The organism is Psychrobacter sp. AOP7-B1-24 (assembly GCF_052376215.1).
In the GTDB taxonomy this organism is placed as follows: domain Bacteria; phylum Pseudomonadota; class Gammaproteobacteria; order Pseudomonadales; family Moraxellaceae; genus Psychrobacter.
In genome coordinates this window covers 57,021-68,923 of record NZ_JBQSVL010000010.1, presented here as the reverse complement: position 1 = coordinate 68,923, position 11,903 = coordinate 57,021, and the positions used below count along the sequence as shown (strand labels likewise).

Genomic DNA, 11,903 nt, shown 5'->3' with positions numbered 1-11,903 from the left:
AAAAAATAATCCTAGGGCGATACCTAAGACCATAGCAATTAGAATCTTGCCTGTCAGTCCCAAATTCTTCCACATAATTTATATCCTTTGTGTACGTAACTTTCAGTAGTGAACATGGTGCTCACGTCAATGTGATGATGACCGTTGCTATCAAAACCGCTTTGGCTACGTGTATCAAGTGCTTTGGCTTTTCGACTTGTTGTCAACTTTTTCGGAGGACAATATAAAAGAATTATAATGGGCACTGCAAGATTTATTTATCATTTTGTTCTCATTACATGACTTTTATCATAACCATGTACCCACATTATAGTCAGTATTTATTCTAAACAGTTTGTTTCGCATATGAAACAAAAAAATATAAATAAGTCTGTAGTGTGATTTTGCATATTAACGAATTGATGCTATAGACTGCTTTAAGGCTAGGCGATTCATATGTATTAGAACGTCGTTACTGTCATGGTATGACTAGGGCGTGTCCTCAATTCAATCGATAGCCATCTAAATGGGTTAAAAATGGCTAAATCTTGCCAAACGGCGTCAAATAGCTGACTAATATCTCGATATTATCTGCGCTATTTTCCTTGTTTGACTACAATTTATCTCATTTTTATTACCATTTTTAAAATGAGGACACACACTAAAAACTTTTCATTTGTTAATAAAATAAAAAAGCCAAACCACCGTTTGAGGGTAGCCTGGCTTTTGAGAATCAGTGTATTGCTAGTGTGTCGTTAAGGTCTTATTAGAAAGCTTAAAGTCGCACCGAGCATTCAGAATCGATTGCTAAATCTTATCAGTATCCTGCTGTACATTTTCTTGATGCGGCTGAGGTTTTTCGGGCATTTCAGATAGACCTTCGTCGGTAGTGTTTGACGATGCAGTATGGCGACTGTGATTATTACTCATACGCTCACTGAGATGTGATTCGGCATCACGATAGCGAGGGTCAAGGGCTTCTGTATCAGGATCTGATTCATTAAAATCTGTCTGCGTGCCTGTCTCTTCAGTCGTGTTTTGCTCACTGACCATTGCGACATCACCATCGTTCTCATAACCATGATTAGGATTGGCATCGCCGGTTTGTTCATCAGTATTTTGAGACGTATCAACGTTATCCTCTACAACCTCATTATCCGTTGCAACACCATGTTTGGCTTGCGCATTGTGTTTGAGCTGCGCATAGTCGGTCAGTTGCTGTACTGCATTGTCAAGAGTGTGAGGGTTAGAGCGTTCTTGCGCTTGTGATAAATGCTTATCAAACACATCGGTTAATAGTGAGTCAAAGCGGATAGCATTATACTGAATGAGAACTTCGGCTTCTTCTTCAGTGATGTCTTCGTTTTGACTGGCATAAACCACATGATCTTCAAACGTTAGCCCTTCAAAACTGTCTTTGTGCTCAGCCTTTTTAAACTTCTGCCATAGGGGCTCGATATGGATAAGCGTTTGATAAGCATGTTCCATACGCCCAGTCACATCGTCTTCTTCGGTATTGTAATAAACCATGGTTTTGAGATAGTCGCGGAACGGGTTGGTCTCAAAGTCATCCATAAAGGTATCACCCAATTGACGTTTAAGCTCATCACTCGGCGGCGTAAATATACGACCTGTTGGGAACGTCACAAAGCCAACCAACTTGGCGGCCATTCGATTTGGGAAGTTATCAAAGAAGGATAAAAATGCTTCTTGAATGGTGTATAAGCTGTTTTGTAGAGCAACTTCAGCATGTAAGCGTTCAGACTTCGATTTGCTACCATTCTCATAGAATTGCAAAATAGCCGTTGCGATAAACAAGTGACTATGAATATCCGCTAAGCGTCCAGAGAGCATCTCTTTACGCTTTAAATCACCTGCCAATAATCCCAATGCCATATCAGCAGTCAAGGCAAAGCCTGCACTTAGGCGATTGATATGCTTGTAATAAGGACGAGTAAAGCTGTCTACGAAGCTAGGGGCGTTACCGCTACCACCGACATAACCTGCGACAAATGCTTTTGCCCCGCGGTTAAAGGTATAACCTAGATGTTTGAAAAATAGAACATCAAACTCTTTTAATGCGTTGGACTTGTCTTCGCTTTGTAGTAATTGCAGCTCATCAAATAGATAAGGGTGACAGCGCATCGCACCTTGACCAAATATCATCAATGAGCGCGTCAAGATGTTTGCACCCTCAACGGTGATAGAGACTGGAATCGCTTGATAAGGGGTCGCTAAGAAATTACGTGGTCCCATCTGTACCGCACGACCACCGACCACATCCATACCATCATTGACCACGCTACGCATGGTTTCGGTAGCATAGTATTTTGCCATTGCCGTCATGACCGATGGCGTACCGCCTTGGTTTAGCCCGCAAGTGACGAGATGACGAAACGCTTCTAGCATATAGGTATTACTGGCCATACGGCTGGTGGCATCTTGTATGCCTTCGAACTTACCGATAGAAATCTTAAACTGCTCGCGCACTTTAGCAAACGCACCAACAGACAAATAGGTCATTTCACTGGCTGAGGTGGATAAAGCTGGCAAGGAAATACCACGACCAACACCTAAGCATTCCATCAGCATGCGCCAACCACGTCCAGCGTTTTCGACGCCACCGATGATATAATCTAACGGTATAAAGACGTCTTTACCATCGACTGTGCCATTCATAAATGGTGAGCCGATTGGATTATGACGTGGTCCTATAATAACGCCTTCGTGGCTCGCAGGGATTAGCGCACAAGTAATGCCGTAATCGGTTTTCTCAGAATTGCCAAGCAGTCCTTCTGGGTCATGCATTTTAAATGCTAAGCCGACAACGGTAGCGATAGGTGCTAAAGTAATCCAGCGTTTGGAGAAGTTCATACGTAAGCCAAGCACTTGCTGACCTTCATGGATACCGTAGCAAACCACACCAGTATCAGGAATCGCACCTGCATCGGAGCCCGCCTCAGGGCCTGTCAAACCAAAACAGGGTATCTCATCACCTTTGGCCAAACCTGGGAGCCAGCGTTGTTTTTGCTCGTCCGTACCATAGTGCATGAGTAGCTCACCAGGGCCGAGCGAGTTTGGTACCATGCAGGTCACAGCGGCAGTAGGGGAGCGAGAGGCTATCTTACTCATGATACGGCTTTGCGCATACGAGCTAAAATCCAATCCTCCGAACTCTTTTGGAATGATGAGACCTAAGAAGCCATTGGCTTTGATAAATTGCCACGCTTGTGGTGACAGCTCTTTGTCTTCATGCTGAATTTTCCATTCATCTAGCATGGTGCACAGCATTTCTACTTCGCCATCCATGAAGCTTTGTTCTTCTGCGGATAGCTCTGGATAAGGATATGTCGCAAAAGTGCCCCAATCAGGCGCACCCATAAATAGCTCTTTTTCCCACCAGCTGGTACCAGAGTCGAGGGCTTCACGCTCAGTATCACTCATGCTCGGCATCGCGCTGCCCAAGGCCTTATAAACTGGCTTGGTGACTAACGACTGGCGCAATGGTGTGATAAGTAACACTAAGCAGAGTAAAGCTATAGGGACACCTAAGATCAGCGACCATGGACTGAGCAAGGTGGTAGCGATTACGATAATGATAGCAACAACGCTGCCAGTGACACGTGATAAGGATAACAAAAAGATGGTCAAAACCATGGCTAATTGAATGATGATTGCTAAGATGAATAAGCCAATTACCATGACTGTCTCCTTTATAACGCTGAACTAAAAGCGTGAAATTATATGACTAGGAATGTTTTAAGCTAGATAGTTGTTATTTTTTCGGACGTTTAGCGGCCTTATCGTTAAGTGAATCTCGCCACCAATAATTGGTTTTGAATTCCAATTAGGAAAAGGCAAATAAAAGATAAAGCTAGCTACCAATATGAAACAGTTGTCGATGACTATCAACGGTTAAAATGCTACTCTGTGTCGATGATATGTATCAAGCGCCATAAAGTATATAGCTAGTAGGACCAACGACCAAATAAGTCAGATAAAGCTAACCAAAAGGCGCTAAGCAGCTTTCAGCATAGGATAGCGTCTCGTTACGTCCTACGATGATATGATCGATTAGTGATATATCTAACAGGTCGCAGGCTTTTTTTAACTCATAGGTAAGCAAGTTATCTGCCGTCGATGGTGTGGCATCGGTATGAGGATGATTGTGGGCAATGATAAGTTGGCTAGCCGCGTGGCTTAATGCGTGTCGCAGCACATGTTTGATACAAACGGAACAAGATGAAATGCCGCCTGTGAATAGTATCTCGAAGTTTAACAGATTGAGCGCATTATCTAGACAAAGCACCGCAAAAACCTCGCGGTGCTCACCACGTAATTGGGTGCTAATATAGTCTTTAACTGCTTGAGAGCGTCCTAGCGCCTGGCCTGTTTTTAGTTGACTGTCTAAATAACGCGTGCCCATCTCAAGCGAGGCCAATATCTGTGAGTATTTTGCAGGCCCAATGCCGTGACAAGCGAGGACGGTTTCTTGAGGCGCTGCCAATAGTTCGGCTAAGCTACCGAATTGCTCGATTAAGTGACGAGCCAATTCAATCGCTGACTGTGATTGGGTGCCAGTACGCAGAAATATCGCTAATATCTCCGCGTCAGACAAATGGGCAGCACCAAATTTTAATAGTTTTTCACGTGGTCGGTCATCTTCGTGCCAGTCTTTGATCGCCATTGTCACTCCTTGAAAATGGATTACTGCCGGATATATTTAGTAAATATCGAAATTCTTACCCAACTTATCTCATAATTGTTACTATAAGCGCAATTCTATCTTTCAACTTTTTTATTGTTGCCCTGCTTATGTCTAATATCGTGCTTGCTATCACTGGCGGTATCGCCGCTTATAAATCTGCCGTATTTGCCCGCTTATTGATTAAGGCAGGCTTTGATGTGCGCGTCATTATGACTACAGGCGCACAGGCTTTTATCACCCCACTGACACTGCAAGCGCTAACTGGTAATGAGGTGCACACCTCATTATTAGATGAGCATGCTGAAGCAGGCATGGGGCATATTGAGCTGGCGAAATGGGCTGATTTAATCGTTATCGCACCAGCTTCTGCCAATACGCTGGCACGTCTCGCTATGGGTATGGCAGATGATCTTCTGACGACGGTGTGCCTTGCGACGACGGCACCAGTTATCGTTGCACCTGCCATGAATCAGCAGATGTGGGCGCATCCAGCGGTCAACCTAAACGTGCAAACCTTGCGCGATATGAATTATCAGATTATTCAGCCCGCGAGTGGTGAGCAAGCATGCGGTGATGTGGGAGCAGGGCGTTTGCCTGAGCCTGAGCAGCTATTGGACGAGGTGTTGCTATTCAATGCGATGCAAACGACACCGCAACTGCTCGAAGGTAGGAGAGTCGTGATTACCGCAGGTCCGACAGTTGAGTCTATCGATCCTGTCAGATATCTGTCCAATCACTCGACAGGTAAAATGGGTTTTGCTTTGGCGCGTGCCTGTGTGGCTGCTGGCGCAGAAGTGATTTTAATCACGGGTGGCAAGGTATCACTATCGACGCCGCTGAACGTCACGCGTATAGATGTATTGTCAGCGAAAGAGATGTTGTTAGTAGCGCAGCAATGTGTGGACGGTACTCATGCGGCATTGTTATTTGAGCCATCTGATGATGCAGAGGAACATACTCATTCACACGACCATCATCACGGCGGTTGCGGTTGCGGAGATGAGCATGATGTTGCTGTCACTACCTCCGGTGATAGCGTGAGAATGGCAGATGTTTTTATTGCAACCGCTGCTGTCGCTGACTATCGTACCGAAGAAGCTGCACCACAAAAAATCAAAAAAACGCAAGACGTGATGACGCTCAATTTGGTTAAAAACCCTGACATTTTAGCAACGATTTCACTGGCGCATCCAGAGTTGTTTGTTGTTGGTTTTGCGGCAGAAACCCAAGATGTCGAGCACTATGCGCGTGGTAAGCTTGTTTCTAAAAATTTAGATCTGATTGCTTGCAACGATGTTTCGCGACCAGATATTGGTTTTGCTAGCGATGATAATGCCATGCAAGTGTTTTTCTCAGAGCATTATAAAAACGATAGCATCACGCTTGAAAAAGCGAGCAAGGATAAAATTGCTGAGCAATTGGCTAGCATTATTGGTGAGACGATATCTCAGCGTCACAATCGCTAGTGATATGGTCAAGCGACTATAGACAGGTGATAGAAATGTGTTGGTGTGAAGCTTGTTTGATTCGCTTTATTTTATTTTACGACTGTTTTTAAGATGAAAACACGCTCTCGTGTTATTGCTATATATAAAATAAAAAAGCTGAAGTGATATGACAGGTCTAATGGATGTAGCGGGTAACGATAGTACGCAGATGTTGTGGCTGATTGTGATATTTGCGATGGCATCATTGCTACATGGCATTAGTGGGTTAGGGGTGACGTTGGTGACCACCACGGCACTTGCTAGCATGTATCCGTTACCTCATGCCATTGTATTGGTCATCTTTCCCTCATTATTACTCAATGCGATGACCTGGCTAGCGGGTGGTGGTCGTACGATTTGGCAAAATTTTATCTATTATGGCAGACGGTATTGGCTGCTTGCTTTAACGAGTTTGCTTGGCAGTATCGTAGGCGCAAAGCTACTGCTATGGATAGATAGTGCTTATATTTTATTGCTATTAGCAGCGGTTATTGGGTTTTATGTCATCAGTAGTTTACTCGGCAAGCAAGTTCGTTTGCCAGATACTAAGCCTGTACTGATTATGGTTGGGTTTAGTGCGGGCGTTGTTGGCGGTGCGACCAATGCGATGTCGACCATCTTAATGATGTATTTGTTGTCTGCGAGCAATGATAAACATACCATCGCCAAAGTCGGTAATATGTGTTATTTCTTGGGTAAGATTGCCCAAATAATCGTGCTACGTGAGCCTATCATGGCTCTGAGCAGTGGTGAGTGGCAGCTGATTGCTGTGCTGAGTGTTTTGTCTGTCGCCACTTTATTAGTCGGAATTCGCTTACGTCGTTATTTACCGCAAGCACGTTTTCGTCAGCTTATTTTAGTGATTTTAACCGTACTTGGTATTCGTGTGGGTTGGCAGGGTATTGCTGCTTTTTTCTAGCAACATGATCTAAAGCTGCCCAATATGAGCGATTGCGCAATTTTTATAAGTCAGCGCCTTTCCCAAAAAATATCTGCTGCGCCAAACGAAACGTATTGCAATGCGCCTCAACCACGTCTTCGATGTCTTCTGAATAACCACCACCCATCACGATAGCAACAGGAATGTTGGCGGCTTTTGCTTGGCTTAATACGTAATGATCACGTGCCTTGCAACCTTCTATAGTCAGTCCCAGCTTTCCTAATTTATCGGTCGCTAGTACATCCACCGCTGACTGATAAAATATCATATCTGGCGAAAACTCTGCTATTAATCGAGGTAAGGTTTCTTGCAATATCTGCAAATATTCTGCGTCACCTGCATCGTTATCAAGCTCAATATCCAGATCTGATACTTGCTTGCGAAAAGGGTAGTTTTTTGCGCCATGCATGCTAAATACAAACACGCGTGGTTCGTCTGCCATGATACTGGCATTACCATTACCTTGATGCACGTCCAAATCAACAATCAAAATCTTTTGTGCTTGCCCGCGATCTAATAATAGATTGCTCGCAATACAAGCATCATTAAAGACGCAAAACCCTTCGCCATGATCGGCAAACGCATGGTGCGTGCCACCGGCAACATTCATTGCCACGCCGTATTGCTGTGCATATAGCGCACATTCATAGGTTGCATGGGCGATATAACGTCCACGCTCGACCAGCTCAGGTGTCATCTCAAAGCCGATGGCGCGGGCTTCTTTACGTGGTAATGTCTGTGTCTTTAATTGATACCAATATTCAGGCGTGTGCGTGGTCAAAATCTCATCTTCACTTAAGCGTATCGGGGCAAAGAAATTATCGACAGTGATCGTACCTTCAGCTAGCAGTCGCTCAGGAATCATGGTGTATTTTTGCATAGGAAAACGGTGCTTTTCAGGCACTGAATAACGAAAAATATCAGAGTAGGCGATTTTCAGCATAATATTTAATGATTTATATATTGATGAGTGTTGTAAGGATAAAAAACTTACTCGTCATTGAGTGCCAGACCATCTTTAATATTCGGTTGCTCGTAGAATGCCTGTAGCATGGTTCGGATATGTGCCGTAACCCATGTACTATCGAGGGCATCATATACGATAGGTAGTAGCACCGTATTGAATTGTGCCATTGCTTGTTCATCAATATAGATGCCCGCCGCGACGCTCATCATGGTATCTGACTGGTGATTGTCATACCAAGTATCGATACTGGCGGTTACTAGCGTCTGCAAATAAGGTGATACTCGCAGGCGGTCATAGCTTTGTTGAATACTGGCTTCAATATGCTCGATGCTATTATTGTCAGGCTCATCACTCAGATAAGTTTGCAAATGGCTGACAGGTTCCTCTTTGATGCGAGCCCAGCCCGTGACTAATAAACGCGCGACTTCTTCGTTTGATAAATGCGCTTGTGCATTGGTCTCGGCTCGACGGGTCAAGTCTTTAATATTACGGTGTAAATAGGCTTGCAGCTTATCGTCAAGGTTTCTGTTTGTGGCCTTTTCAAAAGAGCTGCGGCCAAGTTTCATCAGTTTGCCAACGCCGCCTGCTTTGTCTAGCGTACCTTCCATAAAGTCATTGATAGCGTGATATAACGTTTGGGTGAGCAGGTCTGCAAAAGTCTCATTACCAATCAGCGTATGAATCAGTGCATTACGCTGTTGCTCATGACTCGCCACATAGTTAGCCAGCGTTTCCACTTGCATGTCATCTACCAGCTCAGACAATGGTACGTTATCATTGATTGGATGGTAGATGACGGTATGTAAGATATCACGAATGTCTTTGCGCATCACATCACTCATCGGATGATTGAGTAACCAGTCATTTATTAACTGTTGCAAACTATCACGGCTGATATATTTACTAAGCGGTTGCTCGCCAAACCATTGCCATGCCTCCATGCTTAGTGGCTCAGCTTGCTGACGTAGCCATTGCTGCATGAAATTGACTTGTGCATCAACTAAGCTATTGATGGTCAAGGTTGACGTGGCTGTTTCTGAGTCTGTATTTTGGTTATCTTTTGAAGTCTGCATAGGTTTTGAGGCCATAATAATCGACAATTTGTTATACTGCGTGTTTGTGGTAAGCATAAAGTATTATGCCATGAACATCGTATTTGTTTGTGATGAATATTGAATATTGATTGCTGCTTGATAAATAACGAGAGGTTTTGATGACAGCTTTGGATACACCGTTACTCGCGCTTGATGAGCTGACTGTCCAGCGTGGTGAAATACCTTTATGTGAAGGTGTCTCCCTCAATTTATCTGCTGGTAGTATCTGTCATTTGGTTGGTGCAAATGGTACCGGAAAGACCACCTTACTGATGCAATTGGCTGGTTTGCTGCCAGTGCTGACTGGCGAGGTCGTTTATCAAGGAGCTGTCACTCTGCCCATTCAGCCTCTGTATGTTTCGCACCAATTGGGTATTCATCCGAATCTTACCGTAGCACAAAACCTAAATTTTTTACTGAATTTATATGGTATCACACCAAGCACAGCTGATATTGATGATGCGCTCGCTTGGGTAGGGTTACAGGGATTTGAGACGATTAGCTCAAGCCATTTGTCTGCAGGCCAAACTCGCCGTATCACTTTGGCCAGACTTTATATATTGACGCCTGATGTGACACCGCTCTGGTTGCTTGATGAACCGTTCACCGCCCTTGATGTCGAGATGGTGGCGCGAATGGAAGACAGGCTACGCGAGTTTACCGATGCTGGTGGTTCGATACTAATGACCAGCCATCAGACCGTTGGTGTTGCCAATCAAGTGCTCGATTTGTCAGAGTTTATGGTTTAGCCAAGACAATGTAAGTTTGCTACTTCGTCAACCTCGCTATATTGAGTTGACTGTTTAACTGCCAAATAAACGCGATATATGTAAGTGAAAGGACGGATAATGACAGACAGTCCAATGCAAAACAGTCAAATGCAAAATAGTGCAGGAAAAGTAGCAATCAACCGCTCAAATGTTAGCGTAGCGACTGCCCGTGGTATAGGTTTTATGCAGCTATGGCGCCGAGAGTGGCAAGTGAAGCAGCAAGGAGCTGTACAGTGGCTGTACCCTTTGGTGCTGTTCTTAGTGATAATTACCTTGTTTCCGCTAGCGGTAGGTAGTGAGCCTGCACTGTTGCAACGTCTTGGCGTGTCAGCGGTTTGGATTGCGGCATTGTTATCGTTGGTCATGGGTGTCGATGGTTTGTTTAAGCCTGCCCTTGATAATGGCACATTGGCGCAATTGGTTGTTGCCAAGGCATCACTGCCATTATGGGTGCTGATTCGCCTGATTATCCATTGGATATTTAGCAGTGGTATTGTGGCTGCATTAAGCTTGCTTGCCGTGCCTTTATTTCAGCTCAGTTGGTTTGAAGCGTGGATACTAATGGCTTCTATTGTGACTGGTAGTCCGATGCTATTAATGTTATCAGCAGTGGCCAGCAGTTTGACGCTGTCACTGAAGAATGGTGCGGTGCTTGTGCCCTTGATTGCCTTACCAATGCAGTTGCCTGTATTGATTTTTGCGACGGGTGCGGTTGATTTATTTGCTTCTGGTCTTAATGGTTTGCCTATTTTGGCTTTACTATTGGCTGGTAGTATTATCTCTGTGTTGGTGATGCCATGGGTGATTTCGGTGACCTTAAAAATGTCGTGGCTTAATTAAAAAATGTAAAGATTATTCCGTAGAAATACTTATAAAAACCTTTATATTAACAGCATGTTGAAAACTGGCAATTTTGCTATAATAGCCACTTCGATATAGTTGAGTTCACGTCATTTCGATATAAGGCAACCGAGTGAAAGCGATACATTACATTGGTATGTATGGTTAGCGAGGATGACGATGTAGCGGATTTATATGGATTTAACTATACATACATAATTACTTGTAGATTCTACCCAGTGTTTAACGCCGGCAGGTTAAACGATTATAGTGCCCATAGTGCGCTGTATCGATTATAACCAAAGAGCTGCGCAAATAGGTTTATCCCCATGCCCAACCTGAATAACGTCTCATCTCCTAGTCTGTGGCAGCGCATTTGGCAAGGCTTTTTGACCACTGTGGGTACCAAGCAATTTTTTCGTATCTTTGCACCTTGGGTCAAGTGGCTCGCGATATTGGCTGGTATCTTCTTGCTGATAGGCAGTGTTTGGGGTCTTGCTTTTGCACCACCTGATTATCTACAAGGTAACAGCTACCGCATTATTTTTATTCATGTACCTGCTGCGAGTATTGCTATTTCTATCTATTTTGCGCTCGCTATATTAGGGGCAATCTATTTAGTCTGGAAAATTAAAACTGCCAGTTTAGTTGCGCAAGCGCTCGCACCGATAGGTTTCTTGTTATGTATTATTAGCCTGATCACTGGTTCGGTTTGGGCAAAACCAACGTGGGGCACTTACTGGGTTTGGGATGCACGTTTGACATCTATGCTCATTTTGGCCTTTTTATACGCGGGTGTCATGGCACTGTTTGCGGCTTTTGAACACACTGCCAATCGTGGCAAGGCCGCTGCTATTTTATCTATTGTAGGCGCAGTAAACTTACCTATTATCAAATACTCGGTACAGTGGTGGAATACGTTACACCAAGGCTCGACGTTTAGTTTGACCTCTGCGCCAAAAATGTCAGCTGATATGTGGATGCCGCTATTATTGATGGTTATTGGCAGCTATTTATTGGTGGCAGCGTTAGCTATTTATCGTACCAACACGCTTATATTGTATCGTGACCAAGGTAAAGCTTGGGTAAAAGAACACATCCGTGGTCAACAAAAATAA

At 44.1% G+C, this 11,903-nt stretch carries 9 protein-coding genes; 5 read left to right on the top strand and 4 right to left on the bottom strand.

From position 1 onward, the window contains the following. Positions 1-786 precede the first annotated feature (786 nt). Positions 787-3,681: an acyl-CoA dehydrogenase gene (locus tag ACT3QP_RS03945; protein ID WP_444524539.1), complete on the bottom strand. Its 2,895-nt coding sequence runs from the start codon at positions 3,679-3,681 to the stop codon at positions 787-789. Positions 3,682-3,982: 301 nt separating this feature from the next. Further along, the gene (gene radC / locus ACT3QP_RS03940) at positions 3,983-4,666 is read right to left on the bottom strand and encodes a RadC family protein (RefSeq protein WP_192519714.1); all 684 of its coding nucleotides are present in this window, start codon (positions 4,664-4,666) and stop codon (positions 3,983-3,985) included. Positions 4,667-4,794: 128 nt separating this feature from the next. Between radC and coaBC the strand changes: the two genes are divergently transcribed. Both coaBC and ACT3QP_RS03930 read left to right on the top strand, forming a co-directional pair. Continuing rightward, entirely contained in the window at positions 4,795-6,153 is a 1,359-nt protein-coding gene (gene coaBC, locus ACT3QP_RS03935; RefSeq protein WP_444524538.1) for a bifunctional phosphopantothenoylcysteine decarboxylase/phosphopantothenate--cysteine ligase CoaBC, read from the top strand. 148 nt (positions 6,154-6,301) lie between these two features. Next, positions 6,302-7,093: a sulfite exporter TauE/SafE family protein gene (locus ACT3QP_RS03930; protein WP_444524537.1), complete on the top strand. Its 792-nt coding sequence runs from the start codon at positions 6,302-6,304 to the stop codon at positions 7,091-7,093. Between the two features lie 43 nt (positions 7,094-7,136). On the opposite strand, the gene ACT3QP_RS03925 is transcribed toward ACT3QP_RS03930, so the two are convergent. Together ACT3QP_RS03925 and ACT3QP_RS03920 are read right to left on the bottom strand one after the other, a co-directional pair. Then, a complete protein-coding gene (locus ACT3QP_RS03925; RefSeq protein WP_444524536.1) occupies positions 7,137-8,057 on the bottom strand; it encodes a histone deacetylase family protein in 921 nt (306 codons plus the stop codon). A gap of 47 nt (positions 8,058-8,104) precedes the next feature. Next, positions 8,105-9,154: a hypothetical protein gene (locus tag ACT3QP_RS03920; protein ID WP_444524535.1), complete on the bottom strand. Its 1,050-nt coding sequence runs from the start codon at positions 9,152-9,154 to the stop codon at positions 8,105-8,107. A 140-nt stretch (positions 9,155-9,294) separates the two neighbouring features. Between ACT3QP_RS03920 and ccmA the strand changes: the two genes are divergently transcribed. The 3 genes from ccmA to ccmC all read left to right on the top strand — a co-directional run bounded on the left by ccmA (position 9,295) and on the right by ccmC (position 11,903). Next, positions 9,295-9,924, top strand: coding sequence for a heme ABC exporter ATP-binding protein CcmA (gene ccmA / locus ACT3QP_RS03915; RefSeq protein ID WP_444524534.1), 630 nt, complete (start codon positions 9,295-9,297; stop codon positions 9,922-9,924). Between the two features lie 204 nt (positions 9,925-10,128). After that, complete coding sequence (locus tag ACT3QP_RS03910; RefSeq protein ID WP_444524540.1) at positions 10,129-10,785, top strand: heme exporter protein CcmB; 657 nt, start codon at positions 10,129-10,131, stop codon at positions 10,783-10,785. A 329-nt stretch (positions 10,786-11,114) separates the two neighbouring features. Continuing rightward, positions 11,115-11,903: a heme ABC transporter permease CcmC gene (gene ccmC / locus ACT3QP_RS03905; RefSeq protein WP_444524533.1), complete on the top strand. Its 789-nt coding sequence runs from the start codon at positions 11,115-11,117 to the stop codon at positions 11,901-11,903.

Excerpts from the sequence above, each read along its gene's own strand:
- ACT3QP_RS03930 (WP_444524537.1), top strand. The coding sequence starts at position 6,302 with ATGACAGGTCTAATGGATGTAGCGGGTAACGATAGTACGCAGATGTTG.
- ACT3QP_RS03925 (WP_444524536.1), bottom strand. The coding sequence starts at position 8,057 with ATGCTGAAAATCGCCTACTCTGATATTTTTCGTTATTCAGTGCCTGAA.
- coaBC (WP_444524538.1), top strand. The coding sequence starts at position 4,795 with ATGTCTAATATCGTGCTTGCTATCACTGGCGGTATCGCCGCTTATAAA.
- ccmC (WP_444524533.1), top strand. The coding sequence starts at position 11,115 with ATGCCCAACCTGAATAACGTCTCATCTCCTAGTCTGTGGCAGCGCATT.
- ACT3QP_RS03910 (WP_444524540.1), top strand. The coding sequence starts at position 10,129 with ATGCAGCTATGGCGCCGAGAGTGGCAAGTGAAGCAGCAAGGAGCTGTA.
- ACT3QP_RS03920 (WP_444524535.1), bottom strand. The coding sequence starts at position 9,154 with ATGCAGACTTCAAAAGATAACCAAAATACAGACTCAGAAACAGCCACG.
- radC (WP_192519714.1), bottom strand. The coding sequence starts at position 4,666 with ATGGCGATCAAAGACTGGCACGAAGATGACCGACCACGTGAAAAACTA.
- ccmA (WP_444524534.1), top strand. The coding sequence starts at position 9,295 with ATGACAGCTTTGGATACACCGTTACTCGCGCTTGATGAGCTGACTGTC.
- ACT3QP_RS03945 (WP_444524539.1), bottom strand. The coding sequence starts at position 3,681 with ATGGTAATTGGCTTATTCATCTTAGCAATCATCATTCAATTAGCCATG.